Raw genomic sequence first — 25559 nt, 5'->3', positions numbered from 1 at the left:
GGGCGGAACCGAACGCAACGGGAAGCAGCAGGATCGTCATCGGGAGGTGTCCTCGGGATTCCGGCCAATGGCGCCGGCCTGGCGGAAAGATACCTTGCGGCCGTATCGCGGCGCGCCTGCACGGAAACGAAAAAACCGGCGCTGGGCCGGTTTCTTCTGGATTCGCTGGTGGGCGGTGCAGGGATCGAACCTGCGACCCTTGCCGTGTGAAGGCAATGCTCTACCGCTGAGCTAACCGCCCGTGTTGCGAGCCGCTCATTATAGGGCGGCTAGCGCTGGCGTCAACGGATCCACGCAAAAAATCTTCACATCGTCTGGGTCGGCTTGTCGGCGGTCAGGGTACCGGCCAGCAGCGTCTCGATCTTGTTGCGGATCGCCTCGCCCTCGTTGCCGTCGGCCAGCTGCACGCCGATGCCCGCAGTGCGGTTGCCCTGCGCGCCGGCCGGGGTCACCCAGATCACCTTGCCGGCCACCGGCTGGCGCTCGCTGGAATCGGGCAGGGTCAACAGCAGGAAGACCTCGTCGCCGAGGAAGTAGCGCTTGGGCGTCGGCACGAAGATGCCGCCGTTCTTCACGAACGGCATGTAGGCCGCATACAGGGCGGCCTTGTCCTTGACCGCCAGGGACAGGATGCCCTGGCGGGCGTTCGTCGCACTCATCGGATGTTCCCCTTGGATTGCCGCTCGCTCGCCACGGTCGTCCAGGCCAGCAGCAGTTCCACCACCGCCAGGTCGGCGCGGATCGTGGTACGCAGCAGGTCACGGGTACGGTTGGCGGCATCGAACCAGGCGGCCAGCTTGTGCAATCGCGCCGGATCGGTCAAGCCATCGGCCGCCGCCTGCGCCAGCGCCAGGTCGGCCGCATGGCGCAGGCGCAGGTCGGCGTGCTCGTCGCCGGTCCAGCGCTGCGCCAGTTCGACCACGCCGACGCGGCCGCTGCCGACCTGCTCCAGGTCGCTGGCCACCTGTCGCCGCAGCGCCAGGCCGTCCTCGCGCAGCCACTGGTCGGCCAGGCCGGGATGGCCGCGCGCCGCATCCAGCGCCTCGCCCGCCGCGGCCTGCGCATGGCCGTTGCCCAGCAGCCAGGCCATCGCCTCGTCGCGTGGCGGCAGCTTGAATTCCAGGCGCTGGCAGCGGCTGCGGATGGTGGCCGGCAATCGCGCCGGATCGGAGCTGATCAGCCACAGGTAGCGGCCGGGCGCCGGCTCCTCCAGCGTCTTGAGCAGCGCGTTGCAGGCCGAGCGGTTGATCGCGTCGGCCGGGTCCACCACCACCACCTGGGCCACGCCGTACTGCGGGGTGAGGGCCAGCTTCTGCGAAATCTCGCGCACCTGTTCGATCACGATCTCGGTACGCAGCTTGTCGCCGGATTTGTTGGGGATGAACGACACCAGCTGCAGGTCAGGATGGGTGCCGGCGGCGATCAGCTGCTGGCTGCGGCGGGCGGCGGCCTCGTCGCCGCGACCGAGCACGTGTTCGGCCAGCTTCAGCGCCACCGCGCGCTTGCCCAGCCCGGCCGGGCCGCAGATCAGCAGCCCGTGCCCCAGCCGGCCGGCGTCCAGCGCCGCCACCGTCTGGTCGTAGGCGCGCTGCTGCCAGGGGGCGAACGTCGCGCTCATGGCCGCTCCGCCCGGGCGCGGTTCTGCCGCAACCGCTGCAGGTAGCGCGCGACCGCGGCGTTGTGCTCGGCATAGGTGGCCGAGAACGCGTGCGCGCCGCTGCCGTCGCCGACGGCGACGAAGTACAGGCTGTCGCCGGGCGCCGGGTTGGCCGCCGCCTGCAGCGCCGCGCGCCCGGGCATGGCGATCGGGGTCGGCGTCAGCCCGGCGCGGGTATAGGTGTTGTAGGGCGTGTCGGTGGTGAGGTGGATCTTGCGGATGTTGCCGTCGTAGGCGCTGCCGATGCCGTAGATCACGGTCGGGTCGGTCTGCAGGCGCATGCCCAGCCTGAGCCGGCGCGCGAACACCCCGGCGATCAGCGGCCGTTCGGAGGCCAGCCCGGTTTCCTTCTCGATGATCGAGGCCAGCGTCAGCAACTGGTAGGGCGAATCCAGCGGCAGGTCGTCGGCGCGCGACTCCCAGGCCGCGGCCAGTTCCTTCTCCATCGCCGCGTGCGCACGCCTGAGCACGTCCAGGTCGCTGTCGCCGCGCTGGTAGACGTAGGTTTCCGGCAGGAAACGGCCTTCCGGGTGCTGCTCGGGGAAACCCAGCGCCGCCATCAGCGCGGCATCGTCCAGGTCGCCGGTCTCGTGCACCAGTGGCGTGGCGTTGCGCAGCGCGGCGCGCAGCTGGCGGATGTTCCAGCCTTCGACGATGGTGACGCGGTACTGCACCACCCTGCCCTGGCGCATGCGCAGCAGCAGTTCGTGCGGCGTGGGCGCCGGCTGCAGTGCGTACTCGCCCACCTTGAGCTTGCCCGCGGCATCGAGCTGGCGGGCCAGCAGTTGCCATTGCAGGTCGTGGCCTTCGTCCACGCCGGCCGCGCGCAGCTTGCCCAGCACCGTATTGAACGAATCGCCCGCGGCGATCACCACGCTCGGGGCCTCGGGCGTCAACGCCGTCGCGGCGAAGCTGCGCTGCTGCTGCCACAGCCAGGCACCGACGGCCGCCGCCAGCAACGCCAGCACCAGCAACATCGCCAGCACGGCCAGACAGCCCCGTTTAGCACCCGCCATGGTCACCTCGAATGATTTCGCCGCCGCGCAGGATACCCCGCGCCTCGCACCGCCTGCCAAGCGCGCCATTCATGCCGATGGCTCCATCGCCCGCAGCAGCCCGCGCGCCTTGGCGCGGGTCTCGTCCAGCTCGCGCTCGGGCAGCGAGTCCACCACGATGCCGGCGCCGGTGCGGAAGCGCGCGGTGTCGCCCGCCACTTCGGCGGTGCGGATCAGGATGTTCAGGTCCATGTCGCCGTCGCGGTTGAGCCAGCCGAACGCACCGGTATAGGCGCCGCGCGCCTGCTGCTCCAGCTCGGCGATGATCTGCATGCAGCGCACCTTGGGGCAGCCGGTGATGGTGCCGCCGGGGAAGGTGGCGGCGATCACCTGTCCCGGCGTGGTGCCTTCGCGCAGGATGCCGCGCACGTTGCTGACGATGTGGTGCACGTGCGCGTAGCTCTCCACCGTCATCAGCTCGTCGACCTCGACCGTTCCCGGCGCGCAGATCCGCCCCAGGTCGTTGCGCTCCAGGTCGATCAGCATCACGTGCTCGGCGCGTTCCTTGGGATGGCCGACCAGTTCGCGGATGCGCGCGGCATCGTCGTCGCCGGCGAAGCGCGGACGGGTACCGGCGATCGGCCGGGTCTGCACCAGCTCGCCATGCACCGACACCAGCCGCTCCGGCGAGGAACTGACCACGGCCCTGCCCTGCGCCACGAACAGTCCGGCGAACGGCGCCGGGTTGGCCACGCGCAGCCGCGCGTACAGGGCGAACGGCGACAGCGGCTGCGCGAAGCGCGCGTCCCAGCGCCGCGACAGGTTCACCTGGAACACGTCGCCGGCGCGCAGGTAGTCGATCACCTGCGCCACGCCGGCGGTGAAGCGCTGCGGCGCGTCCTCCTCCAGCCGCAGCGGCGCCTGCCAGCCCGGCAACGCCGGGGCCGCGTTGGCCGCGTCGATGTCGTCCAGCAAGGTCTGCAGCAACGGCGCCTGCGCGCTTTCGCACACGGCCAGGCATTGCCCGCCGACGCGATCGCGCAGGATCGCCGCCGGGCAGCGCAGCGCCAGCGCCGCCGGCAAGCCGTCGTCGCGCCGCGGCAGTTGCAGCACCGGTTCGATCTGCGCGGCCAGTTCGTAGTCCAGCAGCAGCGCCCAGCCGCCGCGGAACGGCAATCCGGCGGCGTCGCGGGGCAAGCGCTCCGCCTGCCAGTGTGCGTCCAGCGCGGCGAGGAAATCGCCTTCCTGCACCTGCCCGCCCGCATCGCGGACGCGGCCATCGGCCTCCAGCGCCAGCGATTCGCCGTTGCCCATCAGCAACAGGTCCCAGCGCCCCTGCGCGGTGCCCGAGGCGGTGGATTCCATCAGCAGCGGATACCGCTGCGGCGCATGACGCTGCACTGCCAGCAGATCGACGGTGGCTGGCAGGGAAAGAGTGTGCAGGTCGGTCATGTCGGGATTGCTCGGTACGGCCGGCGGCCGCGCCGCCTGCGAATGGTATACGGCATCGCTCCGGCCCTCATGCCGGCGGCGCGATGGCGGCATGCCGGGCCGGCGACGGCCCCGGAACGCATCGCTGCGGCGAGGCGGCCGCCTCGGGGCCGGGTTTCCCTGCCCCGGATAGACCAAGGCCGCCATGACGGCGGCCCTGGTCGGCATCGCGGAACGCGTCAGATCCGCTTGAACACCAGCGTGCCGTTGGTGCCTCCGAAGCCGAAGCCGTTGGACATGACCACGTCCACCGCCTTCTCGCGCGCCACGTTCGGCACGTAGTCCAGGTCGCAGCCTTCGCCCGGCTCTTCCAGGTTGATGGTCGGCGGGACGATGCCGTCGCGCAGCGCCAGCACCGAGAAGATCGCTTCCACGCCGCCGGCCGCGCCGAGCAGGTGGCCGGTCATCGACTTGGTCGAGCTGACCAGGGTCTTGTACGCGTGTTCGCCCAGCGCGGTCTTCATCGCCATGGTCTCGCCCAGGTCGCCCAGCGGGGTCGAGGTGCCGTGTGCGTTGAGGTAGCCGATCTGCTCGGCGACGACGCCGGCGTCCTTCATCGCCGCGACCATGCAGCGCGCGGCGCCTTCGCCGTTCTCGCTCGGCGCGGTCATGTGGTAAGCGTCGGAGCTGGCGCCGAAACCGGCCAGTTCCGCGTAGATGCGGGCGCCGCGCGCCTTGGCATGCTCGTACTCCTCCAGCACCAGGATGCCGGCACCGTCGCCGAGCACGAAGCCGTCGCGCTCCTTGTCCCACGGACGCGAGGCGCGGGTCGGGTCGTCGTTGCGGGTGGACATGGCCTTCATCGCGCAGAAGCCGCCCACGGCGGTCGGCGAGGAACCGCGCTCGGCGCCGCCGGCGATCATCACGTCGGCATCGCCGTACTGGATCATGCGCATCGCGGTGCCGATGGAATGGTTGGAGGTGGCGCAGGCCGATACCGCCGAGAACGACGGCCCCTTCAACCCGGTGATGATGCTCAGCTGGCCCGGCAGCATGTTGATGATGGTGCTGGGCACGTAGAACGGCGAGATCTTGCGGGCGCCGCCCTCGTGGAATTTGATGGTCTGCTCCTCGATCCCGAGCAGGCCGCCGATGCCGGCGCCGATGATGGCGCCCACGCGTTCGGCATTGGCCTCGGTGATCTCCAGCCCGGAATCGTGCAGCGCCATGAAGGCGGCACCCAGGCCGTAATGGATGAACGGATCCATTTTCTTGGCGTCCTTGGCGGACACCTGGTATTTGCCGTACAGCGGGTTCTCGGCGGTGATGTCGAAGCCTTTGACCTCGCCCGCGATCTTGGTGGTGAACTGCGATGCATCGATTTGCGTGATCGGGCCGATGCCCGAACGTCCATTGACGATGCCTTCCCAACTGCTGGCCAGATCATTGCCCAGCGGCGACACCATGCCCATGCCGGTAACGACGACGCGACGACTCATTGCAGATTCTCCTGACCCCGGAACGGGCGGGTTTGACGCTTAAAAGCACAGGGCCGCAACTGCGGCCCCATGGATTTGCAACGCGGACGGAGCGATGGCGCCGGCCGCGTCCAAGGCTGGCATCAGGCCTTGACGTGGGCCTTGACGTAATCGATGGCCTGCTGGACCGAGGTGATCTTCTCGGCTTCTTCGTCCGGGATCTCGCACTCGAACTCTTCTTCCAGCGCCATCACCAGCTCGACGGTGTCCAGCGAGTCGGCACCCAGGTCATCGACGAACGATGCGTTGGTGGTGACTTCCTCTTCCTTGACGCCAAGCTGTTCGACGACGATTTTCTTGACGCGTTCTTCGATGGTGCTCATTGGATATCGCTCCAGATGGAGTAGTGGTGGTTCATAAACGCCATCGGTCTGCGATGGCCGCTCGGATAGTGTAGTGGAAAGCGCCCGGGCCTTGCATCGCTGCAAAAACACCGGCCGATCAGCCACTTGGGCGCAGTCCCTGCGCCGCATGCTTACGGCATGTACATGCCGCCGTTCACATGCAGGGTTTCGCCGGTGATGTAGCTGGCCGAAGGACCGGCCAGGAACGCCACCGCACGTGCGATGTCGGCGGGTTCGCCCAGGCGGCCCAGGGCGATCTGCTGCAGCAGCGCCTCCCTGGACTCGGCGGGCAGCGCCTTGGTCATGTCGGTGTCGATGAAGCCCGGCGCCACCACGTTGACGGTGACCCCGCGCGAGCCGATTTCCTTGGCCAGCGACTTGGAGAAAGCGATGATGCCGGCCTTGGCGGCGGCGTAGTTGGCCTGCCCGGCGTTGCCGGTGACGCCGATCACCGAGGCGATGTTGATGATGCGGCCCTTGCGCGCCTTCATCATGCCGCGCATCACCGCCTTGGAGCTGCGGTAGACGCTGGTCAGGTTGGTGTCCAGGATCGCCTGCCATTCCTCGTCCTTCATCCGCATCAGCAGGTTGTCGCGGGTGATGCCGGCGTTGTTGACCAGGATCGAGACCGCGCCGAATTCCTTGCCGATGGCATCGATCAGCGCTTCGATCGCACCGGGCTCGGTGACGTTCAACGCGCGGCCGTGGCCACCGACGGCGGCCAGGCGTTCGCCGATGGCGGCGGCACCGGACTCGGTGGTGGCGGTGCCGATGACGGTCGCGCCCTGCGCGGCCAGTTCGTCGGCGATGGCGGCGCCGATGCCGCGGCTGGCACCGGTGACGAGGGCGATTTCACCCTGCAGTGGCTTGCTCATGCGTGTTTCCTCAATGGCGGGCGGCAGGCCGCAAGGCCGCCGGGCGCAATGCGGCACGGCCTGCGCCGTGCCGCCGCTCGTTCAATGTACCCACTCGTCCTGCGCGGCGCCGAACTCGGCCGGCGTGGCCAGCGAGCGGGCTTCCAGCGACTTGTCGATGCGCTTGACCAGCCCGGTCAGCACCTTGCCCGGGCCGCACTCGGCCACGCGGACGACGCCGCGCGCGGCCAGCGCCTGCACGCACTCGGTCCAGCGCACCGGCAGGTACAGCTGGCGCACCAGCGCGTCGCGGATCGCATCGACGCTGGCATGCACCTGCGCATCGACGTTCTGCACCACCGGCAGGCCCGGCACGCGCCAGTCCAGGCCGGCCATGGCCTCGGCCAGGCGGTTGGCCGCCTCGCGCATCAGCGGCGTGTGCGACGGCACGCTGACCGCCAGCTTGACCGCCTTGCGCACGCCGCGCTCGGCCAGCAGCGCCAATGCGCGATCCACCGCCGCGGCGTCGCCGCCGATCACGATCTGGCCGGGCGAGTTGTAGTTGGCCGGGACCACCACCTGGCTGCCCGACGCCTGCTCGCAGACTTCCTGCACCACCGCGTCCTCGGCGCCCAGCACCGCGGCCATCGCGCCGACGCCGGCCGGCGCGGCCTCCTGCATCAGCTGCCCGCGCAGGCGCACCAGGTGCGCGCCCTCGCGCAGCGACAGCGCGCCGGCCGCGACCAGCGCGGTGTATTCGCCCAGGCTGTGCCCGGCCAGCACCGACGGGCGCAGGACGCGTTCGCCGATCCACAGCCGCCACACCGCGATGCCCGCGGCCAGCAATGCCGGCTGCGTGTATTCGGTGCGGTTGAGCATTTCCTCCGGGCCGCCCTGCGACAGCGCCCACAGGTCCACGCCAGCGCCTTCGGAGGCTTCGTCGAAGGTCGCACGGACCTGCGGGTGCAGCTCGGCCAGTTCGGCCAGCATGCCCAGCGACTGGGAACCCTGGCCGGGGAAGACAAAGGCAAGTGTGGATTCGGTCACGCGTCGTTCGCCTGCAAAATCGAGCGGGGCATCATAAAGGCGAAACCCCTCCTGCGTCTGTACTGCCGCGTATGCAGCGACGGCTCCCGCCATCGACTGCCGCTCAGGCCAGGAAGCCGAGCAGGTCCAGGGTGCCGTCGGCGAACCAGTCCACGCAGACCGTGATCACCAGCGCCAGGCCGAGGGTGGTGGCGCCATGCACGATCAGGATCGAATGCGCCAGCGCGCGGGCCGAGCGACCCAGCCGCAGGCTGAGCCGCGCCAGCCGCTGCAGGCGCCCGGTCACTTCGTGCGCGTGCGCGACCACCGGCGTCTGCGCGCCTTCCAGCGCCTGCGCCAGCATCCGCTGCAGCACCTCGGGCCGACGGTCGTAGTACTTGGCCACGCCATAGCCGAACAGCAGCCAGTCGCGGGCCTGTGCCTGCACCAGGTCCATCACCTCGAGCGGATCCTCCTCGAAGTCGATGAAGCCGATGCTGCGGCCATCCCAGGTCATGTTGCGCGGCACCGGCTGGCCGAAGTAGGCGCCCTGGCGATGGGCGGTCGCGATCGCCGCGATCGCCCGCGCGACCAGCGCATCGCAGCCGGCCTCGTCGGCCTCGCGCAGGCAGCTGGCCAGCGAACGGCCGGTATCGCTCAACACCAGCGAGGCGCGGCCGCGGCCGATCACCTGCGGTACGTTCACGTCCTGGGAATGCAGTTCCGCCAGCCGGCGCGATTCGACATCGCGGGCGGCACCGCCACCATGGTGCGGCGGCGGTCGCAGCGCGCCCAGCCGCAGGCGGCTGGCGAACAGGTCGAGCATTGCCAACAGCAGCGCACGGCTGCTGTCGCCGTACTGCTTGAGCCAGGCGCGCTGGCCCTCGATGACGATGGGTTCAGCCATGACGGGTACTCCTTGGCGGCAGGGACCATGGCGCCTGCCATGGCAGGCGGGAGCCCCGCCCCCGCCGAAGGCCGCATCAATAGCGCAGCAGCGCCGAACCCCAGGTGAAGCCGCCGCCGAAGGCTTCCAGCAGCACCAGTTGGCCGCGCTCCACCCGGCCCGAACGCACGGCGGCGTCCAGCGCCAGCGGCACCGAGCCGGAAGAGGTGTTGCCGTGCTTGTCCACGGTGACCACCACCTGGTCCATCGACATCTCCAGCCGCCTGGCGGTGGCTTCGATGATGCGCAGGTTGGCCTGGTGCGGGATCAGCCAGTCCAGGTCGGACTTGTCCAGCCCGTTGGCCTCGAGGGTTTCGTCGACGACCGAGTCCAGCGCCTTGACGGCGTACTTGAACACGTCGTTGCCCTTCATGTTGATGGTGCCGCCGCCGTTCTTGCCGTCCTTGAAGCCGGTCGAGACGCCGACCGGGTTCCACAGCAGTTCCTTCTTGCTGCCATCGGCATGCAGGTGGGTGCTGAGGATGCCGGTTTCCTCGTCGGCCTTGAGCACGACGGCGCCGGCGCCGTCGCCGAACAGCACGCAGGTGGTGCGGTCGTTCCAGTCCACCATGCGGGTCAGGGTCTCGGCGCCGATCACCAGCACGTGGCGGGCATCGCCGGAGCGGATGAACTTGTCGGCCACGCCGAGCGCGAACAGGAAGCCGGAACAGGCCGCGTTGACGTCGAACGCCGGGCAGCCGGCCACGCCCAGCCGCGCCTGCACCAGGCAGGCGGTGGACGGGAAAATCAGGTCTGGCGTGGTGGTGCCCACCACGATCATGTCCAGCTGGGACGCTTCGATCCCGGCCGCTTCCAGCGCGCGCACGGCGGCGTTGTAGGCCAGGTCGCCGGTGGTCTCGCTGTCGGCGGCGATGTGCCGCTCGCGGATGCCAGTGCGCGTCTGGATCCACTCGTCGCTGGTGTCGACCATCTTCGCCAGATCGTCGTTGCTCAACACCTTTTCGGGCAAATAGCTTCCGGTGCCCGCGATCCTCGAGTAGATCCGCTTGCTCATGCTGGTTCCTGTTGCGGGGGATGCCGGTATCGGCAGCCCCGAAGAATGGAGCGAAGGCCGCCGCCCGTCCGGGCGGCGGCCTTCACGGATCAATCTTCTTCGACGGCCGAGGTCTTGGTCGCGATCACCTTCTTGCCGCGGTAGAAACCGTCGGCGGTGATGTGGTGACGCAGATGCACTTCGCCGGTGGTCGGGTCGGTGGACAGCTGCTTGGCGCTCAGGGCGTCATGCGAGCGGCGCTGGCCGCGGCGGGACGGGGTAACACGGGATTTCTGCACAGCCATGGGATTGCTCCAAACTCGGTTCGTTTACTTCGTCGTTTCGTCGCACAGGACGCCAGCGCCCGGCACTACCTTTTCGCTTTCGCCGCAGCCGCCGACGATACCCGGCCGCTATTGTTTCTTCAGCGCCGCCAATGCCGCGAACGGATTGGCCTTGCCCAGTTCTTCCTCGGTCGCCGGCCAGTCGCTCTCGACCGCCTCGCTCCCGGGTGCCAGCGGTACCACCGGCACCATCAACACCAGTTCGTCCTCGACCAGGTCCAGCGGCCGCAGGTTGCCGTCTTCCGGCACCAGCAGCGCCTCGTAATCGGCGGGAAGCGCGGATTCCTCCGCCTCGTCCCGGATCAGGCCCAGCCGCTGCACCAGCGACACCGGCAGCAGGAAGCGCTGCAGGCTGCGCTGGCAGACCAGCGGCAGCGCGGTATCGATGGACAGTTCGACATAGGATACCCGCAAGACCTCGTCCCGGCCGAATTCCAGTGCGTAACGGCACTCGCCTTCGGTATCGGCGACAAGCCCCTGCAGGCGGGTCATCTCGGCCAGGGGAACCTGGCCGTCGAAGCGCCTTCGCGCTGCGACCATCCGCCAGGCATCCAGCAATTCGGGCACGTTCGCGGACATAAGCCGCTGAATGTTAAGGATCGCCCGTCGCGCTGTCAAATCCCTGCCATGCCGCGCTTGCCCCGCCGCCGCCGGCCGCCGCAGACTTCCGGCCCACGCCGCCAAAGAGTTCCCGCATGACGCCGCTGATCCTGGCCTCCACCTCGCGCTACCGGCGCGAACTGCTGCAGCGCCTGCGCCTGCCCTTCGACTGCGCCCGCCCGGAGGTGGACGAGCGGCCCCTGCCCGGCGAGGCGCCGGCGGTACTGGCGCGGCGCCTGGCGCAGGCCAAGGCGGCGGCGGTGGCGGCGCGCGCACCGGGCGCCTGGGTGATCGGCTCGGACCAGGTGGCGGAACTGGACGGCCGGCCGCTCGGCAAGCCCGGCGACATCGCCGGCGCCCACGCCCAGCTGGCGGCGATGTCCGGGCGGGCGGTGCGCTTCCATACCGCACTGAGCCTGGTCCGCGGCGACGAGCAGCTGCAGGCGGCGGATGTGACCGAAGTCCGCTTCCGCCCACTGCAGGCCGATGAAATCAAGCGCTACGTCGCCGCCGAATTGCCGCTGGACTGCGCCGGCAGCTTCAAGTGCGAAGGCCTGGGCATCGCCCTGTTCGACGCCATCCATACGCAGGACCCGACCGCCCTGGTCGGCCTGCCGCTGATCGCGCTGTCGCGGCTGCTGCGCCAGGCCGGCTTCGCGCTGCCCTGACACCGCCGCCGGCCTATCGCCGCGGCACCACCCGGCACCACTGGTAGGGGTATTGCCCCTGGCCGATGCGCGAGGCCAGCACGACGCACGAGCCCTCCTCCAGCGCCAGCCCGTAGCCTGCCAGTTGCCCCTGCGCCACTGCCCGCTCCTGCAGGGAGGATGTTTCGGCATCGGACGGCGCCCCGGAGCGGGGAACCAGCCGGCAATGCCCGTCCCCGGCCTCCTCCACCGCCGAGCGCAGCCCGCGCACCCGTGCGGCCATCCAGCGCAGCCGTTCGCAGCCGCGCCCTTGCGACAGCCCCAGCCGCCGCGCCCAGTCGTTCATGCGCACGAAGCGCAGCGCCAGCTTGTCCGAATGCGCCGGGATCATCGCAAAGTGCCGGTCGCGCTGTTCCAGCATGCCGGCCAGGTGCGCGCGGTAAGCCGGAGACTCGGGGAAATTCGACGCCACGCTGGCGTAGCGCGCTTGGCCCGGCAGCAGCGGCAGCCGCCAAGCCTGCGGCTCCAGGCCCACCAGCAGCACCACGCTGCGCTCCGGTTCCGGCATCGGCGGTGCCTCCACCGCGAATCCGTCGCGCGCCCAGCGCTCATGCCCCCAGGCGTTCCAGCCCAGCAGCGACACCAGCGCACACAACCCGACCGCCCATCCTCCCCATTTCGCCGCCCGGCCCGGGGCGAACAGCTTCTGGCAGAAGAACCAGAGCAGCAGCGGCGCCAACAGTTCCAGCGCGACCAGGTAGCGGTGGATGCTGAACATCCCCTGCCACAGCACGTAGCCCACGCCGAAGAACGCCAGCACGGCCCCCATGGCCGGTGCGAAAGCCGGTGCCGCGCCCGCACCGCGCACGACGCGCCGCAACGCCACCGCCAGTGCCGACACGTACAGCAGCGGCCAGATGCACTGCACCAGCCAGATCTCGCTGACGCGCCGGGGATTGGCGGCGAACTGCAGCGGCCAGGTCAGGTGCTCCCAGATGCCGCGGGGCAGCCAGCGGGTGTCGGCGACCGAGATCGACGCGGCCAACGGCCCCTGGAACAGGGCGTTGAACTGGGGGAACAGGGGATTGCCGAAGACCTGCCACATCCGCAGGTACCACCACCCGGCCAGCAGCGCCGCCACCACGAGCGCGGCCAGCGTCAGCATGCCGGCCCCGAGCAGGCGCCGCCGCAGCGGCCCGCCCGCGCACAGCGCCGCCAGCCCCAATGCCACCGCATAGATCGCATTGGTCAGCTTCAGCGCGACCGCGATGCCGAGCAGCGCTCCGGCCAGCGCCCAGACCGCGAACGCCGCCTGCGGTGCTGCGGCCTGGCGCTGTTGCGCCGACAGCACGAAATACAGGCTCGCCAGCACGAACAGCGCGGTGGTGTTGTCCGCCATGCTGCCGCCGAACTCGGACAGGAAGGCGCTGCTGCACAGGCCGGCCAACCCCAGCAATGGCGCCAGCCTCGCCCGCTGCGGCTGCCCCTGCAGCGCCCGCGCGGCGATGCCCGCCACCGGCAGGAACGCCAGCCCGTGCAGGGCGCCGAGCACGAACCCGCCCAATGGCGCCGGCAGCCGCGCCATCAGCAGGTAATGGAACACGTCCAGCACCGGGCTGAAGTAGCTCTGCATCTGCGCCGGCGCCAGGTCCAGCGCCAGTCGGCCGTGCAGCAGCGCGTAGCCGTTGTAGAGGTGGTAGTTGCGCAGGTCCCAGTTGGCGTCCTGCCCCATCAGCAGCGCCACCACGCCGCCCAGCAGCATGACCGCCACGGTCGCGCGGGCGACGTTGCCGCGCGAATGGAATGCGAAATACCGGTCCAGCAGGCCGCCGCAGCGGCGCAACCGGGCCGCGATGGCCGGGAACTTCCCGGCGGCGGGAACCGCGCTCATCGCGCCTCTCCCCGATCGCCGGCTCCGTCGCCGCCCGGCAATGCGGGCACCGCGAGATAGGCCATGTGCTTGGCCTCGATGCGGCCGCGGGTCACCGTGTCCAGGATCAGCCCGCAGGCCAGCAGCAGCAACCCCACCAGCATCAGCGCCGCGCACAGGATCGCCGTCGGGAAGCGCGGCACCAGACCCGTCTCCAGGTAGGTCAGCAGCAGCGGCACCGCCAGCGCCAGCGAAAGCGCGACGCTGGCGATGCAGCCGATGGAAAAGAACAGCAGCGGCCGCTCGCTCTTGAACAGCTTGGCGATGGTGCGCAGGATCCGCCAGCCGTCGCGCCAGGTGCTCAGCTTGCTTTCCGAGCCATCCGGGCGGACGCCGTAGGCGGTCTCCACTTCGGCCACCGGCATGCGCAGCTGCAGTGCATGCACCGCCAGCTCGGTCTCGATCTCGAAGCCGCGCGCATGGGCGGCGAACGACTTGGCGTAGCGCCGCGAGAACACCCGGTAGCCGGACAGCATGTCGTCGAAGCTGCGCCCGAACAGCAGCCCGGCGCAGCGCGTCAGCAGCACGTTGCCGAAGCGGTGGCCGGGGCGGTAGGCGGCCTTCTCCCGGTCGCGGCGGGCGCCGACCACCATGTCCAGGCCGTCGTCCAGCAACCGCCGCACCAGGCGCGGCGCGGCCGCCGCCTCGTAGGTGTCGTCGCCGTCGACCAGCACGTAGACGTCCGCCTCGACGTCGGCGAAGCCGCGCCGCACCACGTTGCCCTTGCCCTGCAGCGAGACCTCGCGGACGCGCGCACCGGCCTCGCGGGCGAGCCGGGCGGTGCCGTCGCTGGAGTTGTTGTCGAGCACGACGATCTCCGCCTGCGGCAGCTGCGCGGCGAAATCGCCGACGACCTTGGCGATGGTGGCCGCCTCGTTGTAGCAGGGCACGAGTACGGCGATGCGCGTTCTGTCCATGGAGGGTCCATGCCCGTGGCGGGCGTCGATCGGTTGCGGTGAGGGGAGACGGGCCGGACCCGGCGCGGTCAGCGCGCGACCTGCAGCGGCTGCTCCCACCAGTCCTCGACACTGCCGTCGGTGCCGTGCAGGCGCAGCCCCAGCCAGTAGCGGCCCGGCGCCAGCACGCGGGTATCCAGTTCGGCGCGGAAGCCTACATCGGGATGGTGCGGATCGGTGGAGATTTTCCAGAACCCGGTGACGTCGTAGGGCCGGCCGTACTCGGCCTGCGCGGCGACCTTGCCGTCGAGCAGCACCTCGACCCGGGACAGGCCGACGCCGTCCTTGAACGCCCAGCCGGCCACTTCCACCACGCCGGTTCCGGTCGCCTCCGGCTGCGGGCTGTCGACCCAGGCCATCGCCGGGGTCACGCACGGCCCGTCCACCTTTTCCGCCGGCAGCGCGAACAGCAGGAAGCGCTGGTAGCCGTGGTCGCTGGACACCACCCGCGGCGGCGGCAACGGCCCCACCTGCTCGCAGACGGCGTGGTAGGTCTGCAGCAGGTCGCGGTAGCGCTGGTCGCTGGGCGAGAGCACCAGCAGCTGCGGCCCCTGCCGCCGGCCGTCGTGGATCAAGCCCCACAGCGCCAGCTGCGCGGTACGCCCGTGCTTGTCGTTCAGCGCATGCGGCAGCACGCGGATGGAGGCGTCGTCCAGCTGGAAGCCCAGTTCCGCGCCGACCTTGAAGCTGCCGGCCAGCACCCGGGTGCCTTCCGGCAGCCGCGCCAGTTCCTCGCGCACCGCGGTGGCCAACGGCTCCCAGCCGGCGAAGTTGCGTGGGTAGTACTTGTTGCCGGCCAACTGTTCGCGCACCGTCGGCACCGACACCATCAGGTAGTAGCCGAAGGCACAGGCCAGGCCCGCGCCGGCCAGCCACCAGCTGGTGCGCCGCAGCCAGCGCGGCCAGCCGTTGAACACCACCGGCACCGCCACCAGCAGCGCGAAGTAGCCGGGCAAGGGCCAGTGGAAACTGATGCGCTCGACATCGGTGAAGAAGCCCAGCAGGAAGATCGCCAGCGTGGAAACGCCACCCACCAGCGCGAAATAGCGCCACTGCACGCGCACCCCGCTGCCGGCACGCACCCCGGCCAGCGCCACCCGCCACATCGCGATGCACAGCAGCGGCGTCACCAGCAGCGGCTGGATCACCAGGAACCACAGCCCGGTCCACTGGAACTCCCACGGGTGGCGCTCGACCACCTGGAACTTCAGCCCGGCATCGTGGTTGTCGGCGTTCCACGCCAGCAGCGGCAACCACGCCACCACGCCGACCATCAGCGCCACCCACACCCGCGGGTCGCGCAGCATCGCCCGTCCCTGCGGAATCAACAGCAGGGCGACGAAGCCGACGCCGATCACGCCGATGAAGCGGTAGTGGCTCAATGCGCCGATCAGCAGCCCCAACGCCAGTTCCACCGCACCCAGCGCATCCACCTGGCGCAGCAGCCGCGCGCCGGCATCCAGGCACAGCACCGCCGCCAGCGCCATCGGCACGTCCGGCACCGCCAGGATGCCCAGCGTCGCCGACAGCGGCATCAGCGAGGTCAGGCTGCCGGCCTGCCACCCGGCCACCGCGCCGAACCAGCGCGCGGCGATGCGCGCGATCAACCACGGCAGCAGCGCGGCCACCGCCAGGAACGGCAGCCGCAGGCCCAGCACGTGCTGGCCACCGATCTCCACGCCCAGCCGCGCCATCCATGCGGTCAGCCCGGGCAGGTCGGAGTAGGCCGCCGCCAGGTGCTGGCCTTCCTGCCAGTAGAAAGCCTCGTCCACGAACAGCGGCAGCCGCGCGGCGATCACCAGCTTCACCGCGGTCACCAGCGTCCACAGCACCATGAAGATCGTCTGTGCGCGTTGCTCGCCCTGCATTGGCCTTTACACTCCCGGGATAAACAACAAGAGACGATCGATGCCAACTGCGCCTCATGAGCCCGGAATGCTAACCGATGCACTGCGACAGTCCCTGCAACAGGCACAGGACCAGGTCAATTCGCTGGTGCTGGGCAAGGCCCACGAAGTGCGATTGGCGTTCGTCGCACTGTTGTCCGCGGGACATCTGCTGATCGAGGACCTGCCGGGACTGGGCAAGACCACCCTGGCCCACGCGATGGCCTCGACCCTGGGCCTGGGTTTCCAGCGCGTGCAGTTCACCTCCGACCTGCTGCCGGCCGACGTGCTGGGGGTGTCGATCTACGATCCGCAGTCGCGCCAGTTCCAGTTCCATCCCGGCCCGGTGTTCACCCACGTGCTGCTGGCCGACGAGATCAACCGCGCGCCGCCGCGCACGCAGAGCGCATTGCTCGAGGCCATGGCCGAGCACCAGGTCACGCTCGACGGCGTCACCCACGCCCTGCCCGATCCGTTCCTCGTCATCGCCACCCAGAACCCGGTGGACCTGTCGGGCACCTTCCCGCTGCCGGACTCGCAGTTGGACCGCTTCCTGCTGCGGCTGGCGCTGGGCTACCCCAACAGCGAATCCGAGCGCGCCCTGCTCCGCGGCGCCGACCGTCGCGACCTGATCGCGCAGACACTGCCGCGACTGTCCGACGACGACGTGCGGACGCTGCGTGCGGCCGTGCAGCAGGTACACGCCAGCGATGCGCTGATCGACTACGTGCAGGCGCTGCTGACCCGCAGCCGCCAGCATGCCGGTGTACGCGTGGGCCTGTCGCCGCGCGCCGGCATCGCCCTGCTGCGCGCGGCCAGGGCCTACGCGCTGCTGCTGGGGCGCACGCACGTGCTGCCCGAGGACATCCAGGCGCTGTTCGTGGCGGTAGCGGGGCACCGGCTGGTGGCCGAGGCCGAATCCTCTTCCGGACCGGCGCTGGCGCGCGCCATCCTGCACAGCGTGCAGGTGGACTGAGCATGCCCGAGGCGTTACGTGCCGGTTGGCGGTCGCTGCAGTTGCTGGCCCGGCCGCGGGCGCCCGAGGCCCTACCCGCGCGCCTGGACCGGCGCCGCATCTACGTGCTGCCCACCGGTTTCGGCCTGTTCGTGGCGCTGCTGCTGGCGGTGATGCTGCTGGGTGCGCTCAACTACAACAACAACCCGGCGCTGCTGCTGGCGCTGCTGCTCGGCGCAGCCGGCATCGCCAGCACCATCAACGCCCACCTGCAGCTGTCGGGACTGCGGCTGGAGGCGGTCTCCGCCGAGCCGGTGCCGGCCGGTTCGCCGCTGAAGCTGCGGCTGACCCTGGCGCGCGGCGACAACCGTTCCCGGCGCGGGCTGCAGGTGGCGCATCCGGGTGCCGAACCCGTCTTCGCCGGCCTGGCACAGGACGACCGCACCGAGGTGGACCTGTGGCTGCCCACCACGCAGCGCGGCTGGCTCGACCTGCAACGCATCCGGCTTTCGACCACGCAGCCGCTGGGGCTGGCCCGCGCCTGGGGCTGGCTGTGGCCGGAAGCGCCATTGCTGGTCTACCCGCAGCCGGAAAGCGCGGGCCCGCCGCTGCCGGAAAGCGACGGTGCCCCGGCCCGCACCCGTGCCCATCCGCTGGGCGAGGAACTGCAGCAACTGCGCGGCTACCGCGCCGGCGATGCACCGCGCACGATCTCATGGAAGCATTCGGCGCGGCGCGACACCCTGCTGGTGCGCGAGCATGAGCGCCCGCTCGGCGTGGAGGTGGTGCTCGACTGGCGGACGCTGGCCAACCTGCCCTACGAACGGCGCATCGCGCGGCTGGCGCGCTGGGTCAACGAAGCCGAACGCGAGGGCCGCCGCTACCGGCTGAACCTGCCGGGAAACCCGGTCCTCGGCCCCGGCAACGGCGATGCCCATCGCCACCTGTGCCTGCGCGCGCTGGCGTTGTTGCCGCATGGCTAGTCCGCCCTCGCCCGCGTTGAGTACCGGCAACCGCGGCTGGAGCCTGCTGACCACCGCGTTGGCGTTGCTGCCGCTGCTGCTGCAACTGCCCGCCGCGCTGTCGGCCAGCTTCATCGGCACCGCGCTCGCGGTGGCGTTGCTGTCGTGGCGGCGATCGCTGCCGGCGCCGCTGCGGTTGCTGCTGGTCGCGGTCATGCTCGGTGCCATCTACTGGCAGATGGGCGCGCGCCCCGGCCGCGACAGCGGTTGCGCACTGCTGGCGGCGATGCTGGCGATCAAGTCCTCGGAACTGCGCACCCTGCGCGATGCGCGCAGCCTGCTCGGCTTCGCCCTGTTCGCGCCGTTCGCCGCGTTCCTGCTCGACCAGGGGCCGGTCACCCTGGTGCTGGCGCTGGCCGCGGTGCTGAGCGCGCTGCTGTCGCTGCAGCGGCTGGCCGACGAGGAAGGCCACGCCGCCACCCCGGCATTGCCGGCGCAGCTGCGCGGCATCGGCCGGCTGGTGGTGATCGCGCTGCCGCTGGCACTGGCCGCGTTCTGGCTGTTCCCGCGGCTGGGCTCGCCGCTGTGGGGCATCCCCGAACGCGCCCTGGCCCGGCCCGGGCTGTCGGACTCGATGAATCCCGGGGAATGGATCGACCTGATGGCCGACGACACCCCGGCCCTGCGCGTGCAGTTCTTCGGTCCGGTGCCGGAGCCGCAGCAGCGCTACTGGCGCGGTCCGGTGCTGACCCGGTTCGACGGCCGCAGCTGGACCCGCCCGCAATGGTCGCCGGAACCGGGACTGCCGGCGTTCGTGCCCGGCCCGCAGCGCTGGGACTACCAGCTCGAATACGAGCCCACCGACCGCCGCCTGCTGGTCGCGCTCGACCTGCCGCTGCAGGCGCCGGCCGGCAGCCGCCTCGACAACGACTACAGCCTGTCCAGCGACCTTCCCTTGAGCGCCTTGAGCCGATGGCGCATGCAGTCGGCCGCGCCGCAGCAGTTCCAGGCCGAACTGTCCGCGGCCGCGCGCCGACAGGCCTTGCAGCTGCCGGAAGACTTCAACCCGCGCACGCTGGCGCTGGCGCGGCAATGGCGACAGCAGGCCGGCGCCGACGACGATGCCATCGTGCGCCGCGCCCTGGACTGGATCACCGCCGAGTTCGGCTACACCCTGGACACTCCGCTGCCCGGCCGCCACGGCGTGGACGAATTCCTGTTCCAGCACAAGGCCGGCTTCTGCGAGCACTTCAGCTCCGCGTTCGTGGTGCTGATGCGCGGCGCCGGCATCCCCGCCCGCGTGGTCACCGGCTATACCGGCGGCGTGCGCAACCGGTTCGGCGACTACTGGGTGGTGCGGCGCATGGACGCCCACGCCTGGACCGAAGTGTGGCTGCCCGAACGCGGCTGGGTGCGGGTGGACCCGACCGCGGCGGTAGCGCCCGAACGCATCTACGACACCCTGGAAGACCGCCTCGGCCAGGGCGATGCCGATGCCGTGCTGACCCTGGGCGAGCGCTGGCAGCAGATCACCCAGTTCGGCGATTGGATGCGCCGCGGCTGGAACGACCTGATGCTGTCCTTCGATGCCAACCGCCAGCAGCAACTGCTGCGTCCGTTCGGCATCGAACGCCTGCAACCCGGGCAGCTGATCGCGATCTTCGCGCTGTTCGCCGGCGCCGCGCTCGGCTGGATGGCCTGGCTGCTGGCCCGCGGCGAACGCGAACGCGATCCGCTGCTGCGCGCCTGGCACCGGCTGGGGCGCCGCTACGCGCGCCTGGGCCTGGGTCGCGAACCACACGAACCGGCCCTGCAATGGGCGCAGCGGGTCGCTGCCGTGCGCCCGGACGACGGCCTGTCCGCACTCAGCCGGCGTTTCGTCGCCGCACGTTACGCTGGCGCCGATTCCGACCACGTTTCATTATTGCGCGACCTGCGCAGGCACCGCCCGAAACCCGGAGCACACCCATGAAGACCACGTTCCTGCTTCCCCTCGCCGCCGCCCTCACGCTGGCCGCCTGCGCCACCGCGCCCAAGCCGCTGCAAGGACAGTTCAGCACCGTATCCCCGCGCGACTCGGTCGCCCAGCAGCAGACCGGTGCGCCGGTGCGCTGGGGTGGCCGCATCATCGAGACCCACCCGGGCCAGGGCGAAACCTGCTTCCAGCTGATCTCGCGCCCGCTCAACGGCAGCGGCCGGCCCAACACCAGCTCGTCCGATGCCAGCGACGGCCGCTTCCTCGCCTGCCGCGCCGGTTTCTACGATCCGGCGGTGTTCGAGCCGGGCCGCGACGTCACCTTCATCGGCCGCATCGAGGGCTACGAGAACACCCGCATCGGCGAGTTCGACTACCGCCTGCCCAAGATCGCCGCCGACGTGGTCTACCTGTGGCCGGTGCAGCGCGAGGTGGAAGTGGTTCCCGCCTATCCCTACGGCCCGTGGGGTCCGGGTTGGGGCCCCCGCTGGGGCTGGGGCTACCGCGGCTGGTGGTGATCGGCCGGGCGTGATCCCGCAGGTGTGATCGAGAACAGACGCTGCTTTCGGGCAGCGTCTTTTTTCGATCAGCGTTGGCTGGACGGCGCCATCGGGCAAGTCCGGGCCATGGATCACTCCTGCGCGCGGATCGTCCAGTCGCCGGCCCGCGCCCCCGGCACCAGCGCCCAACCCGGCTTCAGGCGCAACGACCAGCCATCCCCCTTCAGGCCATCGGCGGACGCCACCGCGCCGGTGTACTGCACGGACAGGCGCGACCAGTCCGCCGAGAGCAGGCCGTCCTTCTCGACTTCCAGCACTCCCCAGGCCGCCGCCGCGCGGATGGTTGCATACGCCGCGCCCTCCGGCGGCAGCGGCGTCACCCTGTTGGGATCGAAGCTGAAACTGGCACCGTTCACCGGCGCCGCGAGCACCGGGCCATCGACCAGCCGGGCGCGCAATGCCGCCGAAACGGCGGCCTGCCCAACGGCCCGGGCGGTTTCTTCGGCCTGTATCCCGCGCATGCCGTAATGCGATCCGCTCCGCTCGAAGGCCGCATCGTCGGGTGAAACCGCCAGGCCAAGGGCCGACGCGAGCATCGCCGGCAATCCATCGCGCCGGTTCCAGGCCGCTCGCCAGCCCGGGGATGCGCTGTCGAGCAGCACCCCATACGCGGGCCCCGTGTAGTAGGCGAAGGACCGGGCATAGGCGGCGACGCCGTCGCCTTTCCGCAGGTGGTCGGCCAGATGCGCGGACATGGCGGCATCCTGCGACAGGATCCGGCCGGTGTACTCGGCGATTCCCTCGTGCCGCTCCATCGCGTCCTCGGCCTGCCGCGCATCCGGGAACCGCGCCTGCCGCCATGCGCGGAAGGTCAACGCATCCTGGACCGCGCGGAGCCGCTCTCCCGGATCCGTGGCGGCGACAGCCGCCGCCAGCGCGCGCAGTTCCAGGCGCAGCGACAACCGTCCCTGTTCCGTCTCCAGCTGTTCCTGGTCGGCATGGGTCGCCGCCAGCCCGATCCGCCCCTGGATGCGATGCCAGGCCTCGTGCATGAGCAGGATGGAAAGCGCTGGTTCCTGCTGCGGCAGGGGCAGCATCAGCATGGTCCACGTGCGCCCGTTCCATGCCACCGCGGTATTGGCCACCGGAACCGTATCGGGCAGGCGTCCGCGGAAGACCGCCCCGTCCCGTTCGAGGGAGGTTTCGAGCCCGTCCATGTTCGCCAAGAACCGCCGTGTCGCTGGGTCGGCCAGCAGGGTGGGACCGCACAGGTCCACGCCCCAGGCATTTCCCGCATCGGCCTCGCACAGGGCCTGCATGCGCTGGAATGCCGCCATCGCCGCGGCCGGCTCCAGTGGCGCCTGGGCCATCGCGCCGGCCGATGCGGCCATCGCCAGCGCCAGACAGATATACCTGCGGACGGATCGCCGCATCGTGGGTCCTCCCATCGGGTGGAAGCGGGGTTCCGCGCCCGATCAGGCGGCGCCGAAATGCCCCAGCGGCGCACCGGCCAGCAGGTGCAGGTGCAGGTGGAACACGGTCTGCCCGGCATGCTCGCGGCAGTTCATGACGATGCGGTAGCCGTCCCGGGCCAGGCCCTCGCGGCGCGCGTACTCGGCCGCGGCGAACGCCAGCCTGCCGATCAGCGGCGCCTGGTCCGCGGTCAGGTCGTCCAGCGTGGGGATCACCACGTTCTTGGGAATGAACAGCACGTGCACCGGCGCCTGCGGTGCGATGTCCTTGAAGCCCAGCACCTCCTCGTCCTCGTAGACGATGGTGGCGGGAATTTCGCGGCGGATGATCTTGCCGAAGAGGGTGTCGGTCATGGCGGTGGTCGCATGCGGGAGGAACGGCCCACTAGCTTAGCCCGCGCCGTCGTACGGGCGGGAGGCGGCTATTCCGGCACTTCGCTGCGGCTGCCGAACGCATGCGACAGGGTGCCGCGATCGACGTACTCCAGCTCGCCGCCCAGCGGCAGCCCCTGCGCCAGCCGGCTCGGGCGCACCCGGTGCTGGCGCGCCAGCTGCGCCAGGTAGTGCGCGGTGGCCTCGCCTTCCACCGTGGAATTGGTGGCGATGATCAGCTCCTGCACCTCGCCCTGCCGCAACCGGTCTTCCAACTGGTCCAGTCCCAGCTCGCGCGGGCCGATGCCGTCCAGCGGCGACAGCCGTCCCTGCAGCACGAAATACAGGCCGCGATAGCCGGTGGCGTGTTCGATCGCCAGGCGGTCGGCGGGCGATTCGATCACGCACAGCTGCTGGCGCTCGCGGCTGGCGCTGGCGCACACCGGGCAGACCTCGCTCTCGCTGAAGTCGCGGCACTGCGCGCAGTGGCCGATCCGCTCGATCGCCGCGGCCAGCACCGTCGACAGCCGCTGGCCGCCTTCGCGCTCGCGCTCGAGCAGGTGGTAGGCCATGCGCTGGGCGGTCTTCTGGCCGACGCCGGGCAGCACCCGGAAGGCCTCGATCAATTGTTCGAGCAGCGGCACGCTCATCGGTCGATCCAGTGCGGGAGCAGGCGCGCGAAGCCGGTACGGCCCCGCGACACCTGGAGGAAGGCGGCAGCGGCGGCGCAACCGCACCGCCGGCCCGGCCGCATCAGAACGGCAGCTTCATGCCCGGCGGCAGCTGCATGCCGGCCGTGGCCGAGCCCATGCGCGCCTTGGATTCGGCGTCGATCTTGTTGGAGGCGTCGTTGAAGGCCGCGGCGATCAGGTCCTCCGCCATTTCCGGATCGGCCAGCACCGACGGGTCGATGCGGACCTTGCGGCACTCCTTGGCGCCGGTCAGGGTCACGCTGACCATGCCGCCGCCGGCGCTGCCGGTCACCTCGAGTTTGGCCAGTTCTTCCTGGGCGCGCTGCAGGTTCTCCTGCATCTTCTGCGCCTGCTGCATCAATTGGGCGATATTGCCACGCATGGTCTTTCACTCATCAAAGGGACGGATGGAATCGGGCACGACCCGGGCGCCGTGCTGCTGGACCAGCAGCTGCACCGCCGGGTCGGCCATGAAGGCGGCTTCCGCCGCATTCTGCCGCTCGCCGCGCTGACGATCGGCGCGTTCGTGCAGGGTCTCGACCCCGGCCTCGCCGGTCTCGATCACGATCTTCGGCACCTGGCCGAGCACGGCCGCCAGGGCATCGGCCAACTCGCCCACCGAGCGGTCCGAGCGCAGATATTCGAACCCGGGCGCCAGCGTCAGCCGCAGCGTGCCGCGGGCGTAGTCGACGAACGCGGCATTGGCCGCCAGTTGCCGCGACGGCCCGGACAGCGCGCTGGCTGCCACCAGGTCCAGCCACTGCTCGGCACTGGCCAGGACGAACCCGCCGTCAGTCGTCGCCGCCGGACGCGCTGGAGCTTCCGGTGCCCTGGCCGCAACCGGAGCAGGCGCCGCAGGTGCAGGCGCCCTTCCGTGGCCGTCGGTCCACGGCGGCGCCATCGCCGCTTCCGGACCGCCCGCCATTTCGGCGGCCAGCGCTTCGTCCTCGCGGGACGCCGCAGCAGCGGATACGGGTGTCGAAGGCCAGGGCGGCGTGTCTTCGGCGACGGTGGGCCGGGCTACCGGCTGCGTCCGCGCGACAGGGGCCGAAGCCGGCGGTGGTGCCGCCGGCGCTGCCGGAGCGGATACCGGGGCGGCCGCCGGCGCAGGCTCGGCATTGCCGGGCGCCGCTTCCCGCGGCACCGCCGGGGCGCCGCCGGACGGGCGGAACGCCAGCATCCGCAGCACCGCCATCTCGAACCCGGCGCGCGGGCTCGGCGCCAGGTGCAGGTCGCGGCGTCCGCCCAGTGCCATCTGGTACCAGAGCTGCACCACTTCCGGGCGCAGCCGCGCGGCGAAGGCGGTCACATCGACGCCGTCGCCGGGTACCGGTGCTTCCGGCACCAGCTGCCGCACCTGGGTACGGTGCAGCGCCTCGGCCAGCGCCTCCAGCACCCCGCTCCAGTCCGGCGAGAATTCGGCCAGCGCCGCCACCACCTGCAGCAGGCGGACGCCGTCGCCATCGGCCAGCGCATCGAGCATCGCCCCGACCTGGGTACGGTCGACCGTGCCCAGCATGGTCCGCACCACCTCCTCGCGCAGCGCGCCGCCGGCGTAGGCGATGGCCTGGTCCAGCAGCGACAGGCCGTCGCGCAGGCTGCCGTCGGCGGCCTTGGCCAGCTGCACGATGGCGCTGGGGTCCGATTCGATCTGCTCGGCGGCCAGGATCCGGGTCATCTGGCCCTGGATCTGGTCCTCGTCCAGCCGCTTCAGGTTGAACTGCAGGCAGCGCGAGAGCACGGTGACCGGCAGCTTCTGCGGGTCGGTGGTGGCCAGCAGGAACTTCACGTGCTCCGGCGGCTCTTCCAGCGTCTTCAGCAGCGCGTTGAACGCCGCCTTGGACAGCATGTGCACTTCGTCGATCAGGTAGACCTTGAACTTGCCGCGCGAGGGCATGTACTGCGCGTTCTCGATCACCTCGCGCACGTCGTCCACGCCGGTGTTCGACGCGGCGTCGATCTCCAGCAGGTCGATGTAGCGGCCGGCGTCGATGTCCAGGCAGGCCGCGCACTGGCCGCACGGGTCGGCGCTGGTGCCCTGCTCGCAATTCAGCGACTTGGCGAAGATGCGCGCGATCGTGGTCTTGCCCACGCCGCGGGTGCCGGTGAACAGGAAGGCATGGTGGACGCGGCCGCTGTCCAGCGCGTTGCTGAGCGCGCGGACCACGTGTTCCTGGCCCACCAGTTCGGCAAAACGCTTCGGGCGCCACTTGCGGGCAAGGACGAGATAGGACATCAGGCAACCGTCTTCATCTGAACCGCCATTGTGCCATGCCCGGCCACACCGTCCGCGACCGCGCAGGCCACGCTTGTGGCAAAGCCGCGCGCCCTATAGAATCTGCGCCCCTGCAGCGTGCTGATGGATGCGGCAGGAACCGGAGAGGTGTCCGAGTGGTTGAAGGAGCACGCCTGGAAAGTGTGTAAGCGTCTAAACCGCGCTTCGGGGGTTCGAATCCCCCTCTCTCCGCCAGATTCAGTCAACC

General features: G+C 70.5%; 25 protein-coding genes and 2 tRNA genes. 6 read left to right on the top strand and 21 right to left on the bottom strand.

The window, feature by feature from the left end:
• Nucleotides 1–166: 166 nt before the first annotated feature.
• The 13 genes from OK345_RS06345 to OK345_RS06285 form a co-directional block, all read right to left on the bottom strand.
• A tRNA-Val gene (locus OK345_RS06345) sits at nucleotides 167–241 on the bottom strand.
• 64 nt (nucleotides 242–305) lie between these two features.
• Nucleotides 306–659, bottom strand: coding sequence for a PilZ domain-containing protein (locus OK345_RS06340; RefSeq protein WP_265127077.1), 354 nt, complete (start codon nucleotides 657–659; stop codon nucleotides 306–308).
• The gene (locus OK345_RS06335) at nucleotides 656–1618 is read right to left on the bottom strand and encodes a DNA polymerase III subunit delta' (protein ID WP_265127076.1); all 963 of its coding nucleotides are present in this window, start codon (nucleotides 1616–1618) and stop codon (nucleotides 656–658) included. Before OK345_RS06335 ends, OK345_RS06340 begins: the two co-directional genes overlap by 4 nt.
• Nucleotides 1615–2673 (bottom strand): endolytic transglycosylase MltG, encoded by a 1059-nt coding sequence (gene mltG / locus OK345_RS06330; RefSeq protein ID WP_265127075.1) that lies wholly within the window; start codon nucleotides 2671–2673, stop codon nucleotides 1615–1617. The genes OK345_RS06335 and mltG overlap by 4 nt, the downstream gene beginning before the upstream one ends.
• A gap of 69 nt (nucleotides 2674–2742) precedes the next feature.
• Nucleotides 2743–4104, bottom strand: a complete 1362-nt coding sequence (locus OK345_RS06325) for an aminodeoxychorismate synthase component I (RefSeq protein WP_265127074.1) — start codon at nucleotides 4102–4104, stop codon at nucleotides 2743–2745.
• Between the two features lie 218 nt (nucleotides 4105–4322).
• Nucleotides 4323–5582, bottom strand: a complete 1260-nt coding sequence (gene fabF, locus OK345_RS06320; protein ID WP_265127073.1) for a beta-ketoacyl-ACP synthase II — start codon at nucleotides 5580–5582, stop codon at nucleotides 4323–4325.
• Between the two features lie 122 nt (nucleotides 5583–5704).
• A complete protein-coding gene (gene acpP / locus OK345_RS06315) occupies nucleotides 5705–5944 on the bottom strand; it encodes an acyl carrier protein (protein WP_225764514.1) in 240 nt (79 codons plus the stop codon).
• Nucleotides 5945–6096: 152 nt separating this feature from the next.
• Nucleotides 6097–6840 carry a 3-oxoacyl-ACP reductase FabG gene (fabG, locus tag OK345_RS06310; RefSeq protein ID WP_265127072.1) on the bottom strand — a complete coding sequence of 248 codons (744 nt, stop codon included), beginning with the start codon at nucleotides 6838–6840 and terminating at the stop codon, nucleotides 6097–6099.
• An 81-nt stretch (nucleotides 6841–6921) separates the two neighbouring features.
• Nucleotides 6922–7866 (bottom strand): ACP S-malonyltransferase, encoded by a 945-nt coding sequence (gene fabD, locus OK345_RS06305; RefSeq protein ID WP_265127071.1) that lies wholly within the window; start codon nucleotides 7864–7866, stop codon nucleotides 6922–6924.
• 103 nt (nucleotides 7867–7969) lie between these two features.
• On the bottom strand, nucleotides 7970–8752 hold the full coding sequence (locus OK345_RS06300; protein WP_265127070.1) for a BUD32 family EKC/KEOPS complex subunit: 783 nt from the start codon (nucleotides 8750–8752) through the stop codon (nucleotides 7970–7972).
• A 76-nt stretch (nucleotides 8753–8828) separates the two neighbouring features.
• Nucleotides 8829–9806 (bottom strand): beta-ketoacyl-ACP synthase III, encoded by a 978-nt coding sequence (locus OK345_RS06295; RefSeq protein ID WP_265127069.1) that lies wholly within the window; start codon nucleotides 9804–9806, stop codon nucleotides 8829–8831.
• A gap of 89 nt (nucleotides 9807–9895) precedes the next feature.
• A complete protein-coding gene (gene rpmF / locus OK345_RS06290) occupies nucleotides 9896–10090 on the bottom strand; it encodes a 50S ribosomal protein L32 (protein WP_265127068.1) in 195 nt (64 codons plus the stop codon).
• A gap of 108 nt (nucleotides 10091–10198) precedes the next feature.
• Nucleotides 10199–10708 (bottom strand): YceD family protein, encoded by a 510-nt coding sequence (locus OK345_RS06285; protein ID WP_265127067.1) that lies wholly within the window; start codon nucleotides 10706–10708, stop codon nucleotides 10199–10201.
• Nucleotides 10709–10824: 116 nt separating this feature from the next.
• On the opposite strand from OK345_RS06285, the gene OK345_RS06280 reads away from it, so the two are divergent.
• Nucleotides 10825–11397, top strand: coding sequence for a Maf family protein (locus OK345_RS06280; RefSeq protein ID WP_265127066.1), 573 nt, complete (start codon nucleotides 10825–10827; stop codon nucleotides 11395–11397).
• Nucleotides 11398–11410: 13 nt separating this feature from the next.
• Here the strand turns inward: OK345_RS06280 and OK345_RS06275 are convergent, their stop codons facing one another.
• From OK345_RS06275 to OK345_RS06265, 3 genes are all read right to left on the bottom strand, one after another.
• Nucleotides 11411–13267 (bottom strand): hypothetical protein, encoded by a 1857-nt coding sequence (locus tag OK345_RS06275; protein ID WP_265127065.1) that lies wholly within the window; start codon nucleotides 13265–13267, stop codon nucleotides 11411–11413.
• Nucleotides 13264–14223: a glycosyltransferase family 2 protein gene (locus OK345_RS06270; protein ID WP_265127064.1), complete on the bottom strand. Its 960-nt coding sequence runs from the start codon at nucleotides 14221–14223 to the stop codon at nucleotides 13264–13266. The genes OK345_RS06275 and OK345_RS06270 overlap by 4 nt, the downstream gene beginning before the upstream one ends.
• Before the next feature lie 68 nt (nucleotides 14224–14291).
• Nucleotides 14292–16130, bottom strand: a complete 1839-nt coding sequence (locus tag OK345_RS06265; protein ID WP_265127063.1) for an ArnT family glycosyltransferase — start codon at nucleotides 16128–16130, stop codon at nucleotides 14292–14294.
• A gap of 40 nt (nucleotides 16131–16170) precedes the next feature.
• Here OK345_RS06265 and OK345_RS06260 point away from each other — a divergent pair, with 40 nt between their 5' ends.
• Genes OK345_RS06260 through OK345_RS06245 form a run of 4 tightly spaced genes read left to right on the top strand, consistent with a single transcriptional unit; the run spans nucleotide 16171 to nucleotide 20558 of the window.
• On the top strand, nucleotides 16171–17124 hold the full coding sequence (locus OK345_RS06260; RefSeq protein WP_425510954.1) for an AAA family ATPase: 954 nt from the start codon (nucleotides 16171–16173) through the stop codon (nucleotides 17122–17124).
• Nucleotides 17125–17126: 2 nt separating this feature from the next.
• Nucleotides 17127–18086 (top strand): DUF58 domain-containing protein, encoded by a 960-nt coding sequence (locus OK345_RS06255; protein WP_265127061.1) that lies wholly within the window; start codon nucleotides 17127–17129, stop codon nucleotides 18084–18086.
• Nucleotides 18079–20037 carry a transglutaminase TgpA family protein gene (locus OK345_RS06250; RefSeq protein WP_265127060.1) on the top strand — a complete coding sequence of 653 codons (1959 nt, stop codon included), beginning with the start codon at nucleotides 18079–18081 and terminating at the stop codon, nucleotides 20035–20037. The genes OK345_RS06255 and OK345_RS06250 overlap by 8 nt, the downstream gene beginning before the upstream one ends.
• Nucleotides 20034–20558 carry a Slp family lipoprotein gene (locus OK345_RS06245; RefSeq protein ID WP_265127059.1) on the top strand — a complete coding sequence of 175 codons (525 nt, stop codon included), beginning with the start codon at nucleotides 20034–20036 and terminating at the stop codon, nucleotides 20556–20558. Before OK345_RS06250 ends, OK345_RS06245 begins: the two co-directional genes overlap by 4 nt.
• A 113-nt stretch (nucleotides 20559–20671) precedes the next feature.
• Here OK345_RS06245 and OK345_RS06240 read toward each other — a convergent pair whose 3' ends face one another.
• The 5 genes from OK345_RS06240 to dnaX all read right to left on the bottom strand — a co-directional run bounded on the left by OK345_RS06240 (nucleotide 20672) and on the right by dnaX (nucleotide 25312).
• Nucleotides 20672–21973 (bottom strand): hypothetical protein, encoded by a 1302-nt coding sequence (locus tag OK345_RS06240; protein ID WP_265127058.1) that lies wholly within the window; start codon nucleotides 21971–21973, stop codon nucleotides 20672–20674.
• Nucleotides 21974–22015: 42 nt separating this feature from the next.
• A complete protein-coding gene (locus tag OK345_RS06235) occupies nucleotides 22016–22366 on the bottom strand; it encodes a histidine triad nucleotide-binding protein (RefSeq protein WP_265127057.1) in 351 nt (116 codons plus the stop codon).
• A gap of 68 nt (nucleotides 22367–22434) precedes the next feature.
• Complete coding sequence (recR, locus tag OK345_RS06230) at nucleotides 22435–23034, bottom strand: recombination mediator RecR (RefSeq protein ID WP_265127056.1); 600 nt, start codon at nucleotides 23032–23034, stop codon at nucleotides 22435–22437.
• Between the two features lie 103 nt (nucleotides 23035–23137).
• Complete coding sequence (locus tag OK345_RS06225; RefSeq protein ID WP_265127055.1) at nucleotides 23138–23458, bottom strand: YbaB/EbfC family nucleoid-associated protein; 321 nt, start codon at nucleotides 23456–23458, stop codon at nucleotides 23138–23140.
• Between the two features lie 6 nt (nucleotides 23459–23464).
• Entirely contained in the window at nucleotides 23465–25312 is a 1848-nt protein-coding gene (dnaX, locus tag OK345_RS06220) for a DNA polymerase III subunit gamma/tau (protein ID WP_265127054.1), read from the bottom strand.
• A 141-nt stretch (nucleotides 25313–25453) separates the two neighbouring features.
• On the opposite strand from dnaX, the gene OK345_RS06215 reads away from it, so the two are divergent.
• A tRNA-Ser gene (locus tag OK345_RS06215) sits at nucleotides 25454–25546 on the top strand.
• The last annotated feature ends 13 nt before the right edge of the window (nucleotides 25547–25559 follow it).

Origin of the sequence: Xanthomonas chitinilytica (genome assembly GCF_026107455.2) — a bacterium.
GTDB classification, from domain to species: Bacteria; Pseudomonadota; Gammaproteobacteria; order Xanthomonadales; family Xanthomonadaceae; genus Stenotrophomonas; species Stenotrophomonas chitinilytica.
The sequence above is the reverse complement of the archived record's forward strand: the minus strand, read 5'-3'. Positions and strand labels throughout refer to the sequence as shown.